Genomic DNA, 20590 nt, shown 5'->3' with positions numbered 1-20590 from the left:
CCTGGGTAAGTGTGTTCTGAACAGGGCGGAGTAAATCTTCCGTTTCTTGCCAGCACGAAGCGTCTCGGTCGCTTAGATTGCCAAACGGGTGGTAAAACCCGGGTTTCCAGTTTCCGAAATGTGGAGGGCTGCTGTGTCTGTTCGTACCGTGCTTGGCAGGCGCGCGTTGGAGGTGATGTGCGTACTCACCGGTGGCGCACTGATCCTTACGGGTTGTTCGAATACCGAAGAGACCGGACCCGCGGTCTCGAAGGAGAGCGTGGAGAAGGTGGACGCCATCGCGTCGACGCTCCCCGACAAGGTCAAGTCCTCCGGCAAGATCGTGGTCGGGGTGAACATCCCCTACCAGCCCAACGAGTACAAGGACGCCAGCGGCAAGATCGTCGGCTTCGACGTCGATCTGATGGACGCGATCTCCTCGGTCCTCGGCGTCAAGGCCGATTACGTCGAGTCCGCCTTCGACAAGATCATTCCCGCCGTCCAGGCGGGCACCTACGACCTGGGCATGTCCTCGATCACCGATTCGAAGGAACGCGAAAAGCAGGTCGACTTCACCAACTACTTCTCCGCCGGCATCCAGTGGGCCCAGCCCACCGGCAAGGCCATCGATCCGGACAACGCCTGCGGCAAGCGAGTCGCGGTGCAGGCCACCACGGTCGAGCACACCGACGAGGTGCCGGCCAAGAGCGCCAAGTGCGTCGCCGAGGGCAAGCCGGCCATCGACATCAAGGCCTACGACGAGCAGAGCGCCGCGACCAACGCGCTGGTGCAGGGTCAGGTCGACGCCATGTCCGCCGACTCCCCGGTGACCGCCTACGCGATCAAGCAGAGCGACGGCAAGATCGAGCCGGCCGGCGCCGCCTTCGATTCCGCGCCGTACGGCTGGGCCGTGGCCAAGGGTTCGCCGCTGGCCGCCGTCCTGCAGCAGGCGCTGCAGCACCTGATCGACAACGGCCAGTACAAGAAGATCTGCGAGAACTGGGGTGTCCAGGAGGGCGCGATCACCAAGGCCACGATCAACGGGGCCGTGAGCTGACCCATGTCGGAAGCCGATTCTGTCACCGTGCCCGGTAACCCCGGGCGCGGTGACGGCCTCGAGCCGGAACCGATCAAAGCGGTTCCGCTGCGCAGGCCCGGTCGCTGGATCGCGGCGGCCGTCATTCTCGTTCTGCTCGGCCTGTTCATCTACGGTGCCGCCACCAAAGAGGCCTACGCGTGGGATACCTACGCCAAGTACCTGTTCGACACCCGGATCCTGTCCGGCGTGTGGGTCACCTTGCAGCTGACCGTGCTGGCCATGGCCCTGGCCATCGGGCTCGGCGTGGTGCTGGCCGTGATGCGCCTGTCGCCGAATCCGGTGCTGCGGGCGGTGGCCTGGGTGTATCTCTGGATCTTCCGCGGCACGCCCGTGTACGTGCAGCTGGTGTTCTGGGGCCTGTTCCCCTCGCTCTACAAGACGCTGGTCCTCGGCGTCCCGTTCGGCCCGCAGTTCGCGGAGTTCAACATCCAGGATCTGCAGGCCGCCTTCACCTTCGCGGTCATCGGCCTGGGCCTCAACGAGGCCGCCTACATGGCCGAGATCGTGCGCGCCGGCATCAATTCCGTCGGTGACGGGCAGCGCGAAGCCTCGGTCGCGCTGGGCATGTCCTGGACCCAGACCATGCGGCGCACCGTGCTGCCGCAGGCCATGCGGGTGATCATCCCGCCGACGGGCAACGAGCTCATCGGCATGCTCAAGACCACCTCGCTGGTCACCGCCATCCCGCTGACCAGCGACCTGTACGGCCGCACTCGCGACATCTCCAGCGTGAACTTCGAGCCGATCCCGCTGCTGCTGGTCGGCGCCACCTGGTACCTCGCGGTCACCAGCGTGCTCATGGTCGGGCAGTTCTATCTGGAGCGGTACTACTCGCGCGGCATCTCCCGGCAGCTGACCGCCAAGCAGTTGCAGGAACTGGCCGACGCGCAGGGACCGGTGGAGAAGGCGAAATGACCCAGTCCATGATCCGCGCCGAGCGGGTGTGCAAGAACTTCGGTGCGCTGCAGGTGCTCAAGGGCATCTCGCTGGAGGTGGGCCGGGGCGAGGTGCTGTGCCTGATCGGGCCCTCGGGCTCGGGCAAGTCCACCTTCCTGCGGTGCATCAATCACCTCGAGCAGGTCAACGCCGGCCGGCTCTACGTCGACGGCGAACTGGTCGGCTACCGCGAGAAGGGCGGCAAGCTCTACGAGCTGCATCCGCGCGACGCGGCCAAGCAGCGCCGTGACATCGGCATGGTGTTCCAGCACTTCAATCTGTTCCCGCACCGCACGGCGCTGGAGAACATCATCGAAGCGCCCACCCAGGTGAAGAAGGTCAAGAAGGCCGACGCCGTGGCCAAGGCGAAGGAGTTGCTGGACCGGGTCGGCATGGCGGATAAAGCCAACGCGTACCCGGCGCAGCTCTCCGGCGGCCAGCAGCAGCGTGTCGCGATCGCGCGGGCGCTGGCCATGGATCCGAAGCTGATGCTGTTCGACGAGCCCACCTCCGCGCTGGACCCGGAGCTCGTCGGCGAGGTGCTGCAGGTGATGCGGGAGCTCGCCGCCGACGGCATGACCATGGTGGTCGTGACCCACGAGATGGGCTTCGCCCGCGAGGTGGCCGATCAGCTGGTGTTCATGGACGGCGGCGTGGTCGTCGAATCCGGCGTGCCGCGCGAGCTGCTGGCGGATCCGAAGCACGAGCGCACCAAGTCGTTCCTGTCGCGTCTGCTCTGACCGGCGAACAACTACGGGACCGAGCCCGGTCCCGTAGTTGTTCCGGCACCGAACGCGATGCGCAGCTGGCCGAGCAGCACTTTCGTCGCCGGGTCGCCCGGCCGCTCGCGCCGCCAGATCAGCGCGAGCTGCCCGCGCAGCCGCGGATCGATGATGTCCATGGTGCGGACGCCGAAGTGCCGGGCTTCGGCCGCGGTGAGTTCCGGGACGACGGCCGTGCCGAGCCCGTGGGCCGCCAACCGCAGCAGGACACCGGGATTCGCCGCTTCGAAGGCGATGTCGGGGGTGAGTCCCGCTGTGGCACAGGCCCGTTCGAAGACCCCGCGCAGTCCGGTGCCGCGCGGTAGGCACATCAGCCGGCGTTCGGTGAGTTCGGTGAGGGTGAGCGCGGTGCGGCCCCGGTCGCTCGCCGGTGCGACGGCCGCGACGACGGCCGTGTCCACCACGATGTCGACGCCGAAGGCCGGATCGAGATCGGCGCCGGTCAACCCGACGAGGGCGATGTCGAGGCGGCCGTGGCGCAGCGCGTCGAGCATGTCCTCGGAGGTGTGCTCGCTCAGGCTGATGCCGACCTCGGGGTGATCGGTGTGGAAAGCGGCGAGCACCGCGGGCAGATCGAAATTCTCGCCCGCGGCCCCGGAGACGAAGCCGAGGCGGACCTGCCCGCGCAGCAGGCCGGTGAATTCGTCGACGGTCTGCCCGATCTGCTCGGCCGCCGCCAGCGCGGCGCGGGCGTGCGGCAGGACCGCCGCGCCGATCGGGGTGAGCGTGACCGATCGGGCGCCGCGCTCCAGCAGCGGCTGCCCGAGCTCGCGTTCCAGCTGGCGGATCTGGGCGCTGAGCCCGGGCTGGGCCAGGTGCAGGCGGGCGGCCGCGCGGGTGAAGCCGCCTTCCTCTACGACCGTGACGAAGTACCGCAACTGACGCATTTCCATAACTGCTGATTCTAGTTCCGATAAAAACTATCTGTTGGAGTTATGATTCGGTGGCGGGCAGGGTCGAGGTATGAGCACAGCAGCGCAATTCCTCGACCGCACCGCGATCCTCCGGCTGGGTGAAGCCGACTACGAAGCGGAGATCGCGGGCTTCCAGACCGCCTACACGCACCGGCCCGCCGTCGTGGTCGCCGCCCGGCACGCCGAGGATGTGCGCGCCGCCGTGGAATACGCGGCGCGCCAAGGTCTTCCGATCGCCGTCCAGGCCACCGGCCACGGGCTCTCGGTGCCGGCCGACGGCGGCGGCGTGCTGATCAGCACCCGCCGGATGACCGAGATCGCCATCGACGCACGGGCGCGCACGGCCCGGGTCGGGGCGGGTGTCCAGGCCGGGGAGCTGATCGCGGCCGCCGCGGCGCACGGGCTGGCCCCGCTGAACGGATCCTCGCCCTCGGTCGGCGTGGTCGGCTACCACCTCGGCGGCGGAATCGGCCTGCTGGCCCGGGAATTCGGGTACGCCGCCGATCACGTCCGCAAGATCGAACTGGTCACCGCCGACGGTCGCATGCGCACCCTCGCGCCCGGCGACGAACTGTTCGGCGCGGTCCTGGGCACCGGCGGCAACTTCGGTGTGGTGACCGCCCTGGAGGTGGGGTTGGTACCGGTCGGCACCGTCTTCGGCGGTCAGCTGATGTTCGACACCCCGCTGGTCGAACCCGCCCTGCGTGCCTGGCGGGAGTGGAGTGCCACCGTCCCCGAGCAGCTCACCTCGACCATCGCCATGCTCGCCTTCCCGGACATCCCGCAGGTTCCGGAGCCATTGCGCGGCCGCTTCGTCGCGTCGATCCGGTTGGCGTTCAACGGATCCCGTGACGAAGGCGAGCGCTTGGTCGCGCCGCTGCGGGCCGTGGGCGCGCGACTGAAGGACGACCTGCGCGAGCTGCCCTACACCGAATCGCACACCATCCACAGCGATCCCGCCGACCCGCACGCCTACGCGGCCACCAACGCGCTGCTCGGCGAGCTGCCCCCGGAGGCGCTGTCGGCCCTGCTCGCCGTCGCCGGTCCCGGCGGTCCGGTGCGGGCGGTGCTCGACATCCGGCACCTCGGCGGCGCACTGGCCGCCCCGAGCCCGAACGGCGCTGCGGTGGAACATCGTTCGGCAGCGTATGTCGTGCGCGCCATCGTGATGACCGAGGGCACCGGATCCCCGGACGGCCTCGCGACCATCCGGCAGGCGCTGGCTCCGTGGACGATCGGCCACAGCCTGAACTTCCTGTACGGCGCGGGCGCCGCGGCCGACGAAGCGCAGACGCGGGCGGGCTACGCCCCCGAGACCTACACCCGGCTGGCCGAGCTGAAGCGAAAGTACGACCCGCGCAACCTCTTCCGCTTCAACCGCAATATCCGGCCCGCCTGACGCTTCACTTCCGCCGGGTGAGCACCACGCGATCGATCAGGCGCTCCGCCTCGCCGGGCGGGGTGAACGAGATCTCCATGACCGTGCGGTCCACCGATTCCAGCTTGATCACCGTGCGCATCGGAATCGTCGCGCCCGGGTGCCCCGCGATGCCGGGGTCGGTGAACTCGCCGGTCATGGTGATCTCGCTCGCCGCGCCACTGGCTTTCGCGCCGCGGTAGACCATCATCATGGGGGTCACGCTGTCCACGGTCGACCATTCGTAACGGTCGTCGGTGGGGGAGTAGCCGAGCAGGCCGAGCCGGTAGTAGGGCCGGTCGCTCAGCTCGCCCTCGACCTCCTCCCGTAGAAAGTTGTTGCCGGTCTCGGTGATCCAGCGCCAGCGCGACACCGCGCCGCGCGCGACCAGCGGCTGCTCGGGCGTGCCGCCCGCCACGAAGGTCTGCTTCTCGGCGTTCCATTCCCCGACCAGCTGATCGAGCCGGGCATGGCCGGGGAACTGGTGGGCGGGCACGGCGGTGCTGGTAGACGCGGGCGCGGCCACCGTGTCCGCGCCGCAGGCCGTCCCCGCCAAGGCGAGGGTGACCAAGACGGCCGGGAGCAGTTTCCGGAACTGGACCATTCTCACTCCTCGTCGAAAGTGGTTGCGCGGGAGACTTTCTCCCACTCGTGCAGCTCGGTGCGCACGGCGTCGAGATGGCCGAGGACGGCGTCCACCGCGTCGCCGCCCAGCGGCAGGCGCAGCGGGGTGTTCTCGGCCTCCAGGGCGGTGCGAATGGCGGCGGCTGCCTTCGCGGGGTCGCCGGGCTGGCTGCCGTCGCCGCCCTGCACCATGCGGCGGGTGGCCCCGACGGTGTCGGCGTAGGCGGGGTGCTCGGCGCTGAGGTAGGCCGCGCCGGGGCCGAACAGGCCGGTCCGGAACGCGCCGGGCTCGACCACGAGCACCTTGATGCCGAACGGCCGCACCTCGGCCGCCAGCGCCTCGGACAGGCCCTCGAGCGCGAATTTCGTTGCGCTGTAGGCGCCGAAGCCTTCGAACGACATCTGCCCGCCCATGCTGCTCAGCTGGACGATCGCGCCGGAGCGCCGCTCGCGCATGTGCGGGAGCACGGCTTTGATCAGAGCCGCCGGGCCGAACAGGTGCAGATCGAACAGGTCCCGCAGCTCGGTTTCGGTGGTCTCCTCGACCGCGCCGACCTGGGTCCGTCCCGCATTGTTGACCAGCACGTCGATCCGGCCGTGCCGGGCGAGGACATCGGCGACCACCACGTCGATGCGCGCGGTGTCGGTGACATCCAGGCTGATCGCCTCGATCCGATCGGGATGCGCGGCGACCAGATCCGCGAGCGTCGCGGTGCGCCGGGCCACCGCGATCACGGTGTCGCCGGCGGCGATGGCGTTTTCGGCGATGGCGCGGCCGAAGCCGCTGCTCGCACCGGTGACCAGCCAGATCTTGGGGTTGCTCATCAGGTCTTCTCCTCGTTCGCTGTGACGAGAATCAGCATCGTTGTTGGAAACGGTTGTCGTCCAATACCTGTTGTGATAACCATCGGTTATGGATGTGCACGGCAGGGATCTGCGCTATTTCGTCGCGGTCGCCGATCAGTTGAACTTCACCCGGGCGGCGGAAAGCCTGTTCATCTCCCAGCCGGCGCTGAGCAAGCAGATCCGAATGCTCGAAAAGCATTTGAGTGCACCGCTTTTCGTACGCGACGGGCGCTCGGTCGCGCTCACGCCGGTCGGCGAGGCGCTCCTGCCGCAGGCCCGGCGGGTGCTCGACGCCTGGGCGGCGGCGGAAGCGGCGGTGGCGGCCGCCATGTCGGCGCAGGCGGCCACGCTGACCGTCGGCATCAGCACCAGTCCCGGCCGCGGCCTGCTGCCCGCGGTCCGGTCCCGTTTCGCCGCGGCCCACCCGGCGGCGAAAACCATACTGCGCCAGGTGGGCTGGGCCGACGCCACGGCGGGGCTGGCCGACGCGAGCGCCGATGTCGCCTTCGTCTGGTTGCCGCTGGCCGATGCCGGGCGATACCGCTGGCTCGTGGTGGCCCACGAACCGCGCATGGTGGCGTTGCCGCGGGATCACCGCCTGGCCGCGCACGCCGAAGTCGACTTCGCCGACCTGCTCGACGAACCGTTCCTCGCACTGCCGGAAAGCGCCGGCCCGCTGCGGGATTACTGGCTGGCCCTGGACGCGCGCGACGGCCGCGCGCCGCGCGTCGCGGGCGAGGTCTCCAGCACCGAGGAGACCTACGAGGCCGTCCTCAACGGCGACGGCGTCGTGCTCCTGGCCTCCGGCAACGCGCCGCTGATCGCCCGCGAGGGTGTGGTGGTGCGTCCGGTACGCGGCATCGCGCCGAGCGAACTCGCCCTGGCGTGGCGCCGGGACGACACCCGTCCGCTGGTGCGCGCGTACCTGGAGGCGTGCCGGCTGGCCACGGCGGGAAAGCGCTAGACGCCGGCCCTTGGCGCTGCTATCTTAGTGATATCACCTTGATACCGGGAGGATGTCATGAAGCTCAGGTCCGCGTTCCACGTCAACGGCTTTCTGGTGCTGTTGGGCTGGTTGGTGCTCACACTGTTCTTCGGCGCTGTGGCCGCTTTCGGCTTCGTCGCCGCCAACGACGGGAACGTGCCCGCGCTGATCGCGGCGATCGCCGCCTGCGTGGTCGTCGTCGTGCTGTTGCTGCTGGCCACGGGGCTCACCATCGTGAACCCGAACGAGGCGAAGGTGGTGCAGTTCTTCGGCCGCTACGTCGGCTCGATCAGCGAACCCGGCTTCTACTCGACGATCCCGCTCACCGACCGCAAGAGCATCACGCTGCGGGTGCGCAACTTCGAGACCCAGAAGCTGAAGGTCAACGATGCCGACGGCAACCCGGTCGAGATCGCGGCCGTGGTCGTCTACCGGGTGTTCGACAGCTTCAAAGCCGCCTTCGCGGTGGACGATTACGAGGAGTACGTCGAGACCCAGTCCGAAGCCGCGGTCCGGCACCTGGCGACCAGCCACCCCTACGACTCGCACGACGACACCCGCACCAGCCTGCGCGACGGCGCCGAGGTGGCCGAGGAACTGACCGTCGAGCTGCGCGAGCGCACCGAGCTGGCCGGCATCGAGGTGCTCGAGGCCCGGATCACCCACCTGGCCTACGCGCCGGAGATCGCCCAGGCCATGCTGGTCCGCCAGCAGGCCGCCCAGGTCGTGGCCGCGCGCACCCAGATCGTGGAGGGCGCGGTCGGCATGGTCAGCCTGGCGCTGGACCGTCTCACCGATCAGGGCGTCGTCGAACTCGACGAAGAGCGCCGGGCGGCCATGGTCTCCAACCTGCTGGTCGTGCTCTGCGGCGACCGAGCCACCCAGCCCGTCGTCAACGCCGGCACGCTCTACAACTAGAGGTTCGGCTCATGCCCGCCGAACGCAAGAAGCTCCTGCTGCGGCTCGACCCGGCCGTCCACGAAGCCCTCGCCAAGTGGGCGGCCGACGATCTCCGCAGCATCAACGCCCAGATCGAATACGCGCTCCGGCTGGCCCTCGAGGAAGCCGGGCGCGGCCCGAAGAAGAAACCGTAGACCGCGGCGCTACCCCGCAGCGCCGCGGTCGCGCGCTGTCCGGCCAGGAAATCGTTCGGTCCGCGCGGCGAAATCGGTTACTGTCCAGGCACACTGGCACCGATCGGGGGAGTTATGAGCGCCGAGTTCACCGCGGCGGACGCCGAATCCGCAGTGGCCGCGCGAGTTCGGGCCGCGGCCGAACAGGCGGGCCTCGGTCGCTCGCTCGCCAGCTATTCGGTGCCGATGCCCAACTGGCGGCGAGTCATCGTGTGGGGCATCGTCGTAGCGCTGATGCTCGCCGGCATCGGATACGCCGCGCTGTCCGGTGCGGAGGGAGTCGTCTGGGTGGTCGGCGGCTTCTTCGTACTCCCCATCGCGGGGCCGTTCCTCGTCGGTCTGGGCAGCGCGCTGCGCATTCGGCGGAAATACCGGGACGCCCGGCTCGAGCTGTTCGAACACGGTCTGGTCCGGGCGCAGCAGGGGCAGGTGCGCGTCGTCCGCTACGACACGACCCAGCTGTTCCAGCGCGGCGGGATGAGCAGGCGCAGCGGTAAGGCCGAAAGCACGGTTCGCTACGACCTGCTCGACGTCGCGGGCGAGCGGGTCGAGCTGAGCCACGACTACTCGTTCCAACAGCAGTGGGCGAGCACGATCCAGCAGGCGATCCTGAACATCCACTATCCGCGGGCGCTGGCCGAGTTGCAGGCGGGCGGTCGCCTCGGCTTCGGCGAACTCTGGATCTCGGCGAGCGAAGTCGGCGACCGGAAGACCGCCGCCCCGTGGTCGCGGGTGAACTCGATCGATCTCGCCTTCGGTGAGATCCTCGCGATCGGCGTGGAGGGCCGGGTCCGGGATCTGGTCAACATCTCGCTGTCGAAAATTCCGAACTACGTCGTCTTCCGCGCGCTCGCCGAGCACCTGCGGGCTAGCGCGGCTTCTCGGTGACGAAGATGGCGGTGCCGGGGAAGAGTTCGCCGCGCAGCGGGCTCCACTGGCCCCACTCCCGGTCCAGCCATTCCGGCCAATCCGGCTCGACGATGTCGAGCACCAGCAGGCCCGCGGCGACGATCTCGCGGACCCGGTCGCCGACGGTGCGGTGGTGTTCGGCGTAGGTGGGTTCGCCGTTCGCGTCCACCTCTACATAGGGGGTGCGGTCGAAGTAGGGGATGGTGGCGGTCAGGCCCGCCGGGCCCGGGTCGTCCGGGAAGATCCAGCGGATCGGGTGGTTGACCGAGAAGACCCACCGCCCGCCCGGCCGCAGCACCCGGGCCACCTCGCGCATCACCTGCGCGGAGTCGGCGACGAAGGGCACCGCGCCGAAGGCGGAGCAGGCCAGGTCGAAGGCGCCGTCGGCGAAGGGCAGGGCCTCGGCCCCGGCTTGAACCAGCGGCACCGCGGGGCCGCCGGCGGCCATGGCGGCCTGACCCCGTTCGAGCATCCGGCGTGAGAGGTCCAGTCCGACCGGGTGCGCCCCGTGGCCGGCCAGCCAGCGCGAGCAGGGCGCCGAACCGCAGCCGATCTCCAGGATCCGCTTGCCCTCGATATCGCCGAGCAGGTGCATGTCGCCCTCGTGCAGGCCCTCCGGGCACCAGACGAATTCGCCGCCGGGGGAGTCCACGCCGAGGAAGTCGGCGTGCGTCTCGTGGTACTGGTCGGCGTCGGCGTCCCACCAGCGCCGGTTGGCCCGTTGACTGTCGGCCGAGTCGATCCGGGCGCGCGTGGTCCCGGTGGTTCCGAGCAGTGCGTTTGCTTGCGCATGGCGATCTTCCGACACGCCCGTCACCATATCCCGGCGTGGCGCGGTACCGGTTTGCCCGGGCAGACCAAGGTCGCGTACGCTGAACGTCGCGGATGCCCTGTGCCCTGCTGTGTTCGACCCTCGGAGATAACGATCCGCCGACGGTTACAGAGTATCGAGTTACAGAGCGCCCGTGCTGAGTTTCACGAGTGGGGTTTGCGGTACGTTCCTTGTGTCCGTCGTCGCATCGTCGCGGTGAGAACGCAGCGTACCGAAAGTTCCAATGTCCGCAACCGACCACAATCCGTCCGGAGCAAACCGACACATGCCCACCACCGTCACCTCGCCGCAGGTAGCCGTCAACGACATCGGCTCTGCCGAGGATTTCCTCGCCGCCATCGACGCCACGATCAAGTACTTCAACGACGGCGACATCGTCGAAGGAACCATCGTCAAGGTCGATCGCGACGAGGTCCTGCTCGACATCGGTTACAAGACCGAAGGCGTCATCCCCTCCCGCGAACTCTCCATCAAGCACGATGTCGACCCGAACGAGGTCGTTTCCGTGGGCGATGAGGTCGAGGCGCTTGTTCTCACCAAGGAGGACAAGGAAGGCCGCCTGATTCTGTCGAAGAAGCGGGCGCAGTACGAGCGTGCGTGGGGCACCATCGAGGAGCTCAAGGAGAAGGACGAGGCCGTCAAGGGCACCGTCATCGAGGTCGTCAAGGGCGGCCTGATCCTGGACATCGGCCTGCGTGGCTTCCTCCCCGCCTCCCTCGTCGAGATGCGTCGCGTCCGTGATCTCCAGCCGTACGTCGGCAAGGAGATCGAGGCCAAGATCATCGAGCTGGACAAGAACCGCAACAACGTGGTCCTGTCCCGCCGTGCGTGGCTCGAGCAGACCCAGTCCGAGGTCCGCAGCGAGTTCCTGCACCAGCTGCAGAAGGGCCAGGTCCGCAAGGGTGTGGTCTCCTCGATCGTCAACTTCGGTGCCTTCGTGGACCTGGGCGGCGTCGACGGCCTGGTGCACGTCTCCGAGCTGTCCTGGAAGCACATCGACCACCCGTCCGAGGTCGTCGAGGTCGGCACCGAGGTCACCGTCGAGGTGCTCGACGTCGATCTGGACCGCGAGCGCGTCTCCCTGTCGCTGAAGGCGACTCAGGAAGATCCGTGGCGTCAGTTCGCCCGCACCCACGCGATCGGCCAGATCGTCCCGGGCAAGGTCACCAAGCTGGTTCCGTTCGGTGCGTTCGTGCGCGTCGAAGAGGGCATCGAGGGCCTGGTGCACATCTCCGAGCTGGCCGAGCGCCACGTGGAGGTCCCGGACCAGGTCGTGGCCGTCGGCGACGACGCGATGGTCAAGGTCATCGACATCGACCTGGAGCGTCGCCGGATCTCGCTGTCGCTGAAGCAGGCGAACGAGGATTACCACGCCGAGTTCGACCCGTCGAAGTACGGCATGGCCGACAGCTACGACGAGCAGGGCAACTACATCTTCCCCGAGGGCTTCGACGCCGAGACCAACGAGTGGCTCGAGGGTTCGGACAAGGTCCGGGAAGAGTGGGAAAGCCGCTACGCCGAGGCCGAGCGCCGGCACAAGATGCACACCGCTCAGATGGAGAAGATGGCGGCCGACGCCGCTGCCGAGGCTGCCAACGGCACCGCCGCCGGCAACTACTCCTCCGAGAGCGGCTCGCAGGCTTCCTCCTCCTCCAGCAGCACCGAGTCGGCCGGCGGTTCGCTGGCCAGCGACGCGCAGCTGGCGGCGCTGCGGGAGAAGCTCTCCGGCAACGCCTGAGTTCACTGGTACCACCTCGAAGGCCCCGATCCACTGGATCGGGGCCTTCGGGCTTTCTAGGCGGCGGCGACGGTGAAACGGCGCTGGCGGAACTGTGGTCGTTCCGCCTCGTCGAGCAGGGCGACCGCCAGATCCTCGGCCGAGATGTCGGCCTCGGCGGGCAGCATCTGGTCGCCGCCGAGCCGATATCGGCCGGTGCGCTCGCCGGGGTCGATCCGGCCGGAGGACGGGCTCAGATAGGTCCAGTCGCGGTTGGACAGGCGGTAGACATTCAACGCCTCGCGCAGGGCCAGCACCACCGTGCGATATTCCGCGGGCACCCCGAGGACGTCGGTGAGAACGGTGGTGAATTCCGTTCCGGTATCGACCAATTGGATGCCGGGCGCGACTTCCAGGCTGCCGCCGCCGCCCACCGCGAGCAGCCGGATCTCCGGCCGCTGCTCCAGCGCGCGGACCATGGCCCGCGCGCCGAGCACGAAATTCTCCGCCTTGGCGATGGTGTCCGCGATCCCGTGCCCCGCGTTGACGGCGCTGATCACCACGTCGTGGCCCGCGATGGCGCCGCTGATGCTCGCGGCGTCCAGCCAATCCGCCACCCGCCAGGTCGCGCCGTCCGAGGCGGCCGGAAACCGGGCCGCGTCCCGCGCGAAGGCGGTGACCTGGTGTCCGCGCCGCTGCGCCTCGGTCACCACCCGGGCCCCGATGACACCGGTCGCGCCGAAAACTCCGATCTTCATGCCACTCCTAGCTACATGCCGTGCATTTACTACACGGCGTTCAGTGTCTGCATGGGTGATAGTAGCCAAACGCTGTAGAGTGTCAACCGTGGTGCAGGAAGTGCAGAGTCGGCGCGAACGCCTGCGTGCCGAGGCGACGCGGGAGATCAAGGCGATCGCCCAGCGGCTGCTGGCCGAAAGCGGCCCGGACGCGGTCACGCTGCGGGCGATCGCCCGCGAGATGGGCATGACGGCCGGCGCCCTCTACGGCTACTTCGCCACCCGCGACGACCTGATCACCACCCTCATCTCCGACGTCTACACCGAACTGGTCGACCGCGTCGAAGCCGCGCGCGACGCGGTGCCCGCCGCTGATCCGGCGGGTCGTGTCCTGGCCTGGGGGACGACGGTGCGGGAATGGGCGGTGGCGAATCCCGCCGGGTTCCGCCTGATCTACGGCGACCCGGTCCTCGGCTATCAACCGCCTCCCGGCGGCCCCGCCCGCGCGGCCGAACTGCGCGCCTGCGACGGCCTGGTCGGGCTGGTCGCCGCGGCCTGGCCGCAGGCCGCCGCCACCCAGACCTTCGCCGACACGACCTGGTCCGACTTCGACCCCGACCTGGTCGCGCACGTCCGCGCCGACTTCCCCGACCTGCCACCCTCCGCGCTGGGTCTGGCTCTGCGCATGTGGGGCCGCATGCACGGCTTGGTCGCCCTGGAGATCTACGGTCACCTGCGTCCGCAATCGCAGGACCCAGCCCGCCTATATCACGCCGAAATGCTCGACCTGGTCCGTTCTCTCGGCCTCTGACCGAACCGGCCGCTTCGCTGTGCGGGTCCGGATCGCTCCGCAAATCCACTGGGGGACGGGGTGATTGCCCGGTACTGTGCGGCGCATGGGGAGCGATCCGGGTAAGAACACGTATTTGGACCAGGTGGTGGCGCAGTCGGCCGCGCTCGAGGACGATCTGCGCACGCGCAAGCCGGTGCCGCCGCTGCCGCCGGCGGCGAGCGCGCCCGCACCCGCCGGGGCGTCCGGCGAGCCGCGCGCGCGACGGGGGCGCGGAGCGCTGGCCAAGCGCGCCGAGCGCGTCGGGACGACGCCGCAGGGGGAGGGGACGGGGCCGGTGGAGGTGCGGGTCACCGGGTTCTGGCGCTGGCAGACGGTGCTGGTGCCGCCCAATGCCTTTGTGGTGCATACCCGCCGGGGCCGCAGCGAGCCGATGCACATCGGGCTCGGCGTGTCGTTCGGCTTCAACCCGGCCACCGATTCCTACCTGGTGGTGCCGGGCGCGATGCAGACCATCCTGATCAACGCCTACTGCATCTGCAGCGAACTGCAAGGCGTGCTGGTGCAGGGTTACGTGCAGTGGATCATCGAGGATTTCGGCACCGCGTACCGGAAGCTGGATTTCTCCGATCCCGTGGATCCGATGCGGCTGGTCAATATTCAGCTGCGCGAGCAGGCCGAGGCCGCCATCAAGGACAAGGTGTCCACGATGGGCGTGCGGGATGTGCTGAGCGACAAGCAACCCATCATCGAGGAACTCACCGCCCGGCTGCGCGCCGTCGCCGAGGGTTCGGCCGATGCCGCCAACGGCGACCGCGGGCTCGGCCTGCGCATCGTCACCGTGCAGATCAAGGAGGCGGTCGTCAGCTCCGCCACCCTGTGGGAGAACCTGCAGAAGCCCTACCGCAGTGAGCAGAACCAGGTCGCCCGGCTCGCGGAACTCGCCGCGCAGGAGGTGATCTCGGCCCGCGAGACGGCCGCGCATCGCGCGGCCGAGGAACGTCGCATCGAGAACGAACGCGAACTCGCCGAGCTGCGGGCTCGCAACGAGGCCAACCGCTTCGACCGGGAAACCGTCGAGCAGCTGCGCCGGACCACGCGCGAGCACGATGATCAGCGCGCGGTCGCCGACCTGGCCCAGGAGACGGCGCTGCACGCGCTGCGCCTGGAACGTGAGCAGCACGACCAGCAGGTCGAGAATCTGCGCCGCCGGCTGGAGTTGCGGGGGCAGGAGCTGGACGGCGAATTGTCCCGTGCCGCGGCCACATCGCAGGCCCAGCACAACGCCGAGCTGCTCGCGCTGGAGCGGGAGCGGGTCCGCGTGGACACCGCGAACACGCAGAACGCCGCCAACCTGCAGGCCCAGCTCGTCGACGGGCTCCCCGAGATCGTCGGGCAGCTGCCCAAACCGGCGGAGCTGAAGTCCTATCAGATCGGCGGCGATCTCTCCGCGGTGTCCGCGCTGCTGAGTCAGCTCGGCGCGGTGCTCGAAACCTGGTCGGCGGCAAAGGGGTCCGAGCCGGGCCCGCACTGAGCCACGTTATGGCGTAAGTCACTACGATACTGACAATCACTGTCAGTAAGCATACGATGCCGCCATGCACGTACTCACTCGCAGTGACCTGGACGACGTCGAGCTGACCCCGGCCGAGGTGATCGACCTAGTGGGCGAGGCGTATCGCGCCTTCGCGCAAGGGGATTCCTGCTGCCCGGTCAAACTGATGATGCCGCTGCCGCAGCCGGAGCGGGACGCGGTGTCGTACTCGATGCTGGGTTACGACGGCTCGCTCGAACACCTCGGCTTCAAGACGTCCTACCGCCAGGGCAGCCAGAGCGCCGAAAAGTACTACACGACAATCAGTTTGTACGACGACGCGACCGGCCTGCCGTTCGCGTTCATGGACTGCCAGCGGGTCGGGGCGGCCCGCACCCCGGCCACCACGGCGCTCACCGCCCGGCACTGCGCCCGGCCCGGCGCGACCAGCGCGCTGATGATCGGCACCGGCGTGCAGGGCCGCAACACCCTGCCGTACCTGCTGACCGCGCTGCCCGGGCTGGAAACCCTGCGGCTGTTCGGCACCCATCCCGACGGCATCGCCGACAGCGTCGCCACGATGCGCCGCTGGTTCCCCGATCGTGAGGTCGAGCTCGTCACGGACGTGCCCGCGGCGGTCGCCGGCTCCGACATCGTGGTGGTCGCCTCCGGCCGCGCGGCGCATCCGCCGGTGCGCACCGACTGGCTGCCGCCGGGCGGCCTGCTGGTCTCGGTGGCCAGCAAGGGCGTGGCGAGCGGGGCGCTGCGGCAGGCCGATTACGCGATCGCGACCAGCACCGGCCAATTGGGCGTCACCGGAACGCGATTGGCCGGACCCGACGGCACGGTGCACATCGACGCGGAACTGCCGGAGATCGTCGCCGGCCGGGCGCCGGGCCGGCGCGCCGACACCGACCGGGTGTTCGCCTTCGCCAGCGGCATGATCATCACCGACATCCCGGTGGCGCACGCCCTGGCCACCCGCGCGGTGGCGGCCGGTCGCGGACAGCAGGTGCGACTGTGGACCTGACCCTCGACCGGATGGCGCTGCCCGCCCTGGAACAGCCGTGGCAGCGCCGGGCGCGCGCGGATCCGCACCTGCTGTTCGACATCCAGCACGCCCTCGGCGGCCCCTTCCACGTGCTCTATCCGGAGCAGTTCGCCGCGAACCTGCGCGCCTTCCACGACACGCTCGCCGCTCACCGCGTCGCGGGCCGGGTCTATTTCGGCAAGAAGGCGAACAAGGCGGGGTGCTGGCTCGACGTGGCAGCCGACCAGGGCGGCGCGGTGGACGTGGCGAGCGCGCCGGAGTTGGTGCACGCGCTGGCGCACGGTGTGCGCGGCCGCGACATCGGCGTGACCGGCGCCGCCAAGACCGCCGACCTGCTGCGGCTGGCCGCCCGGCACGACTGCGTCGTGGCCGTCGACGCCCTCGACGAACTCGAACGCCTCGCCGTGCTCGCGGCCGGCGCGGGCCGGGTACGAGTCCTGTTGCGCCGCTTGCCGCCGAGCGCGCCGCACAGCCGATTCGGGCTCTCCGACACCGATCTCGACCAGGCCATCGCGCGGTGCGGACAGCTCCCGGGCATCGAGCTGATCGGCTTCTCCTTCCATCTCGACGGCTACCAGGTCCGGCCGCGCGCCGAACTCGCCTACGACCTGCTGTCCTGGTGTGCCCGGGCGCGGGCGCAGGGGCACCCGATCGCCGCGATCTCGCTCGGTGGCGGCTTCGCCTGCAACTACCTGGACCCGGCCGACTGGGCGCGGTTCCTCGAGCACGACAGCGGCGAGTTGTTCCATGCGGGAAAGCGTTTCGAGAAGTTCTACCCCTACGCCCAGGAACCCGCCGGGGCGGCCATGCTCGACGCCATCCTGGCCACCGGCTTCGACGGCCGCGCACTGGCCGGGCACCTGCGCGCCGCGGGCATCGAACTGTTCCTCGAACCCGGCCGCGCTCTGCTCATCGACGCCGGTTTCACGGTTTTCCCCGTGCTCGGCTTCAAACGCAATGCCGCGCACGGCATCACGACGGTGCAGGGCCTGAGCATGAGCGTGTCCGAGCAGTGGAAGGGCAGCGAGTTCCTGCCCGACCCGATCCTGGTGCCGCGCGCGATCGACCCGGACGCGACCCCCGTCGCCTCCTGCGTGGGCGGGTCCAGCTGCATGGAGTACGACGTGCTGACCTGGCGCAAGATCGTGCTGCCGCAACGCCCGGAATGCGGTGACCTGCTGCTCTATCCGAACACCGCCGGATATCAGATGGACAAGAACGAGAGCGAGTTCCATCAGCTGCCGTTGCCGCCCAAAGTGGTGCTCACCGACGACGGCGACCGGCTGCGCTGGCGGTTGGACCGGTGACGCGCCTGCCCCGGATCGCCGCCACCGCGCCGCGACCGGAGAACGTCGTCCGCCATGCCTCCGAATTGATCGGCGCCACACCGCTGCTGGAGCTCACCCGCACCGGCGGGGGCAGCCGGCTGCTGCTGAAGCTGGAGCAGTTCAATCCGACCGGCTCGGCGAAGGTGCGCATGGCACGGGAAATGGTGCTCCAGGCTGAACGCGAAGGGCGGCTGCGCCCCGGCGGGCACATCGTCGAACCCACCTCCGGCAATACCGGGACCGGGCTGGCCCTGATGGCGCTGGAGCGCGGGTACCTGTTCACCGCCGTGGTCGACGGGCACGCCGCCGCCGACAAGCTGCGGGCCATGAAAGCCATGGGGGCGCGCCTGGTTCGGGTCGAGGGCCCCGCCGCGGGCGGTCCGAGCACCGTCGAGCGGCGGCGAGTGGCGGCCGAGATCGCGGCGGCCACCGGGGCGTATCGCCCCGACCAGCACAACAATCCGCACAACAACGCGGGTTATCGCGAGCTGGCCGCGGAGTTGCACGCCGACCTGCACAGCGACGTCGACTACCTGGTCGGCGCGGTCGGAACCGGTGGATCCCTGTGCGGCACGGTCGAAGAGCTGCGCCGGCTCGGGTCGGGTGTGCGCGCGATCGGAGTCGAGCCGGCGGGGTCGATCATCTTCGGCGGCGCGGCCGGACGCTACTGGCAGTCCGGTGCGGGCAGCCCGGCTGGGTTCCCGGTCGGCGGCAATGTCGACTACGCCGCCATCGACGAGAACTGCCGGATCGGTGACGTGGACGCCTTCGCCACGGCCCGGGTGGTGGCGCGCCGGATCGGCATCCTGATCGGCGGCACCGCGGGCGCGGCGGTCTTCGCGGCCCTGCGGCGGCTGGTGCACCGGCCCGCCGGCAGCACCACGGTGGTGCTGGTGTGCGACGCGGGGGAGAAGTACCTCGACACGGTGTACGACACCGAGTGGCTGCGGGCGCGCGGCCTGTATTCGGAAGCGGCGCAACGGCGTGTCCTGGGAATGTTCGAAGCCTACGACGCCTCGGTGCGCCTGGCCGCCGCCGATGCCCGGCGCGCGGCGCGTGTGCTGGCCAAGACAGGGAGCTGAGCCATGAGATCTTCCACCGGCTATCGCGCGATCGTCGCGCTGGCCGCGCCGCTCGCGGGCATTCAGCTCGCGCAGGTCGCGCTCACCACCGTGGACCTGGCCATGTTCGGCCTGCTCGGCGTCACCGCCGTGGCGGCGGGTGGCCTGGCGCTGCTGCTGTACAACCAGATTCGGACCATGTGCGTCGGAATGGTCACCGGCGTCGGCAACCTGGTGGCCGCCGCGGCCGGGCGCGGTGAGAAACGCACCGGCAGCGGAGAACTCGACGATCAGGCGCGCGCCGAGGTACGCGGCTACGTGCGCGCGGGACTGGCCGCGGCGACGCTGACCGCGACGGTGGGCGCGCTGCTGCTGGTGGCGCTCGGCTTCGGGCTGGCCTGGCTCGGCCAGGACCCGGCCGTGCTGGAACTGGCCCGCCCGATCCTGTGGACCCTGGCCCCGGGGCTGCTGCCGATGCTGTGGCTGAACGTGTTGCGGCAGTACGCGGTCGGGATGCGGCGGGCCGGCTCGCTGCTGCGGGTGACGCTGCTGTCCATCGCCGTCAACGCCGGATTGAACGCGCTGTTCCTGTTCGGGTGGTTCGGCCTGCCCCGGCTCGGGGCGGCCGGAATCGGCCTGTCCACCACGCTGGTTCAGCTGTGGACCTTCGGTGTCTACCTGGCCATCGTGCGCCGGGACCCGGTGCTGGGCCCGCTGCTCTCGTTGCGGGTGCGGCGCGCCGAGCCCGCGACCGTGCGGCGGATCGTCGCGCTGGGCACGCCGATCTCGCTCACCTACGGCGCGGAGGCGGCCGTGACCTCGGTGGCGACCCTGCTGATGGGCGGGTTCGGCCCGGCGGCGCTGGCGGCGAGCACCATCGTGAACCAGCTGGCCTACATCGTCTATCAGGTGAATATCGGCCTGTCCCAGGGCTCGTCGATCCTGGTGAGCCGGACCGTGGGGCACGGCGACCGGGCCGGCGTAGGCGGCATCGCCCGCCGGGCGTTCACCCTCGGGTTCGGGTTCATGACCGTGGTCGGCGGGTGCTACGCGCTGTTCCCGGACGCGGTGCTCGCCCCGTTCCTCGGCGTGCGGCACGACGACGACGCCGTGCTCGCGGCCGCCGCGGTCCTGCTGTGGTTCGCGATCGCGCAGCAGTACTGCAAAGGCTCGCAGAACCTCGGTATCGGGCTGCTGCGCGGTCTGGGCAACACCGGAGCCGGACTGCGCACCACGCTGATCGGCTACTTCGCGGTCGGCGTCCCCGCGATGGCGCTGTTCGGCTACGGCCTGGACTGGCGCGGCCCCGGCGTCTGGCTCGGCCTGTGCCTGGGCTTCGCGACAACCGCCGCATTGGTCTGGCGAACATTTCTGCGCGAAGTGCGCACCACATCCGAACCCGCATTGCCCGCACTGGTCTGACGGCGAAAGCGGTGGCCCGGCCGGAAATGGCGGGCCACTGCGCGGTCAGCTCATGCGGCGGTCGCGGTAGCGGGTGCGGGAGCCCAATAGACGGCCGCCGTCGAGCGTTTACGCATCGCGGCGAAGCTGTGCCGGGCGGGACTGAGCAACGTGGTTAACCAAGAGCGGCGATGCTCGGTGAGCGCGGCCGCGACGGCGGGGATGTGGATGCAGTGCACGCCCCCCGCCTTACCCAAACGGTGGCGACCCGTCTGGTGGATTTTGGTGCCCAATGGTGTTCCTTTGCTAGCTGGTTCTCTGGCCTGGATCGCCTGCGCGGAAGATTAGCCGAAGAAATGGCCGCCGCAGAGTATTTTGCGAGAGTAATTGGGGTGGCGTGTCGGAAAGTTCGCGGGTCCCGGCCCGCTTCCGCCGAAAATGTTGCGAAATGGTCTCGACGTCGTCACGGATCGGGCAAAGGTTTGCCGGGCGGGTGAAAGCGACTGTGGCGGTGG

21 protein-coding genes are annotated in these 20590 nt (G+C 69.5%); 15 read left to right on the top strand and 6 right to left on the bottom strand.

Features of this window, described 5'->3' with window-relative positions; genetic code table 11:
• Window positions 1-175: 175 nt before the first annotated feature.
• The 3 genes from AB0I43_RS36500 to AB0I43_RS36490 are packed head-to-tail and all read left to right on the top strand — an operon-like array spanning window position 176 to window position 2754.
• On the top strand, window positions 176-1036 hold the full coding sequence (locus tag AB0I43_RS36500) for an ABC transporter substrate-binding protein (protein ID WP_356978843.1): 861 nt from the start codon (window positions 176-178) through the stop codon (window positions 1034-1036).
• Between the two features lie 3 nt (window positions 1037-1039).
• Window positions 1040-1993 (top strand): amino acid ABC transporter permease, encoded by a 954-nt coding sequence (locus tag AB0I43_RS36495; protein WP_356978636.1) that lies wholly within the window; start codon window positions 1040-1042, stop codon window positions 1991-1993.
• A complete protein-coding gene (locus AB0I43_RS36490; RefSeq protein WP_357433486.1) occupies window positions 1990-2754 on the top strand; it encodes an amino acid ABC transporter ATP-binding protein in 765 nt (254 codons plus the stop codon). Before AB0I43_RS36495 ends, AB0I43_RS36490 begins: the two co-directional genes overlap by 4 nt.
• An 11-nt stretch (window positions 2755-2765) precedes the next feature.
• On the opposite strand, the gene AB0I43_RS36485 is transcribed toward AB0I43_RS36490, so the two are convergent.
• Window positions 2766-3689 carry a LysR family transcriptional regulator gene (locus AB0I43_RS36485; RefSeq protein WP_356978638.1) on the bottom strand — a complete coding sequence of 308 codons (924 nt, stop codon included), beginning with the start codon at window positions 3687-3689 and terminating at the stop codon, window positions 2766-2768.
• A 70-nt stretch (window positions 3690-3759) separates the two neighbouring features.
• Between AB0I43_RS36485 and AB0I43_RS36480 the strand changes: the two genes are divergently transcribed.
• Window positions 3760-5109, top strand: a complete 1350-nt coding sequence (locus tag AB0I43_RS36480) for an FAD-binding oxidoreductase (RefSeq protein WP_356978639.1) — start codon at window positions 3760-3762, stop codon at window positions 5107-5109.
• A gap of 4 nt (window positions 5110-5113) precedes the next feature.
• Here AB0I43_RS36480 and AB0I43_RS36475 read toward each other — a convergent pair whose 3' ends face one another.
• On the bottom strand, window positions 5114-5731 hold the full coding sequence (locus tag AB0I43_RS36475) for a DUF1579 family protein (protein ID WP_356978640.1): 618 nt from the start codon (window positions 5729-5731) through the stop codon (window positions 5114-5116).
• Window positions 5732-5733: 2 nt separating this feature from the next.
• Window positions 5734-6576, bottom strand: a complete 843-nt coding sequence (locus tag AB0I43_RS36470; protein WP_356978641.1) for an oxidoreductase — start codon at window positions 6574-6576, stop codon at window positions 5734-5736.
• An 88-nt stretch (window positions 6577-6664) separates the two neighbouring features.
• Here AB0I43_RS36470 and AB0I43_RS36465 point away from each other — a divergent pair, with 88 nt between their 5' ends.
• The 4 genes from AB0I43_RS36465 to AB0I43_RS36450 all read left to right on the top strand — a co-directional run bounded on the left by AB0I43_RS36465 (window position 6665) and on the right by AB0I43_RS36450 (window position 9603).
• A complete protein-coding gene (locus AB0I43_RS36465; protein WP_356978642.1) occupies window positions 6665-7561 on the top strand; it encodes a LysR substrate-binding domain-containing protein in 897 nt (298 codons plus the stop codon).
• A gap of 57 nt (window positions 7562-7618) precedes the next feature.
• Window positions 7619-8500, top strand: coding sequence for an SPFH domain-containing protein (locus tag AB0I43_RS36460; protein ID WP_356978643.1), 882 nt, complete (start codon window positions 7619-7621; stop codon window positions 8498-8500).
• A gap of 11 nt (window positions 8501-8511) precedes the next feature.
• Window positions 8512-8676, top strand: a complete 165-nt coding sequence (locus AB0I43_RS36455; protein ID WP_356978644.1) for a toxin-antitoxin system HicB family antitoxin — start codon at window positions 8512-8514, stop codon at window positions 8674-8676.
• A gap of 114 nt (window positions 8677-8790) precedes the next feature.
• A complete protein-coding gene (locus AB0I43_RS36450; RefSeq protein ID WP_356978645.1) occupies window positions 8791-9603 on the top strand; it encodes a DUF6585 family protein in 813 nt (270 codons plus the stop codon).
• Here AB0I43_RS36450 and AB0I43_RS36445 read toward each other — a convergent pair.
• Window positions 9584-10444: a class I SAM-dependent methyltransferase gene (locus AB0I43_RS36445; protein WP_356978646.1), complete on the bottom strand. Its 861-nt coding sequence runs from the start codon at window positions 10442-10444 to the stop codon at window positions 9584-9586. The genes AB0I43_RS36450 and AB0I43_RS36445 overlap by 20 nt on opposite strands.
• A gap of 277 nt (window positions 10445-10721) precedes the next feature.
• On the opposite strand from AB0I43_RS36445, the gene rpsA reads away from it, so the two are divergent.
• A complete protein-coding gene (rpsA, locus tag AB0I43_RS36440; protein WP_356978647.1) occupies window positions 10722-12194 on the top strand; it encodes a 30S ribosomal protein S1 in 1473 nt (490 codons plus the stop codon).
• A gap of 56 nt (window positions 12195-12250) precedes the next feature.
• On the opposite strand, the gene AB0I43_RS36435 is transcribed toward rpsA, so the two are convergent.
• Complete coding sequence (locus tag AB0I43_RS36435) at window positions 12251-12931, bottom strand: NAD(P)H-binding protein (RefSeq protein WP_356978648.1); 681 nt, start codon at window positions 12929-12931, stop codon at window positions 12251-12253.
• A gap of 88 nt (window positions 12932-13019) precedes the next feature.
• Here AB0I43_RS36435 and AB0I43_RS36430 point away from each other — a divergent pair, with 88 nt between their 5' ends.
• From AB0I43_RS36430 to AB0I43_RS36405, 6 genes are all read left to right on the top strand, one after another.
• Complete coding sequence (locus AB0I43_RS36430; RefSeq protein ID WP_356978649.1) at window positions 13020-13721, top strand: TetR/AcrR family transcriptional regulator; 702 nt, start codon at window positions 13020-13022, stop codon at window positions 13719-13721.
• Between the two features lie 85 nt (window positions 13722-13806).
• Window positions 13807-15234 (top strand): SPFH domain-containing protein, encoded by a 1428-nt coding sequence (locus tag AB0I43_RS36425; protein WP_356978650.1) that lies wholly within the window; start codon window positions 13807-13809, stop codon window positions 15232-15234.
• A gap of 64 nt (window positions 15235-15298) precedes the next feature.
• Entirely contained in the window at window positions 15299-16264 is a 966-nt protein-coding gene (locus AB0I43_RS36420; RefSeq protein WP_356978652.1) for an ornithine cyclodeaminase, read from the top strand.
• A complete protein-coding gene (locus tag AB0I43_RS36415; RefSeq protein ID WP_356978654.1) occupies window positions 16255-17592 on the top strand; it encodes an alanine racemase in 1338 nt (445 codons plus the stop codon). The genes AB0I43_RS36420 and AB0I43_RS36415 overlap by 10 nt, the downstream gene beginning before the upstream one ends.
• Window positions 17589-18695 carry a cysteine synthase family protein gene (locus AB0I43_RS36410; RefSeq protein ID WP_356978655.1) on the top strand — a complete coding sequence of 369 codons (1107 nt, stop codon included), beginning with the start codon at window positions 17589-17591 and terminating at the stop codon, window positions 18693-18695. Before AB0I43_RS36415 ends, AB0I43_RS36410 begins: the two co-directional genes overlap by 4 nt.
• A gap of 3 nt (window positions 18696-18698) precedes the next feature.
• Window positions 18699-20096 carry an MATE family efflux transporter gene (locus AB0I43_RS36405; protein WP_356978656.1) on the top strand — a complete coding sequence of 466 codons (1398 nt, stop codon included), beginning with the start codon at window positions 18699-18701 and terminating at the stop codon, window positions 20094-20096.
• Between the two features lie 50 nt (window positions 20097-20146).
• Here AB0I43_RS36405 and AB0I43_RS36400 read toward each other — a convergent pair whose 3' ends face one another.
• Window positions 20147-20368 (bottom strand): hypothetical protein, encoded by a 222-nt coding sequence (locus AB0I43_RS36400; protein WP_356978657.1) that lies wholly within the window; start codon window positions 20366-20368, stop codon window positions 20147-20149.
• Window positions 20369-20590 lie beyond the last annotated feature (222 nt).

The organism is Nocardia sp. NPDC050435 (genome assembly GCF_040655395.1).
Classification (GTDB): domain Bacteria; phylum Actinomycetota; class Actinomycetes; order Mycobacteriales; family Mycobacteriaceae; genus Nocardia.
Note: the sequence above shows the minus strand (reverse complement) of the source record. Positions and strands in the feature narration are given on the sequence as shown.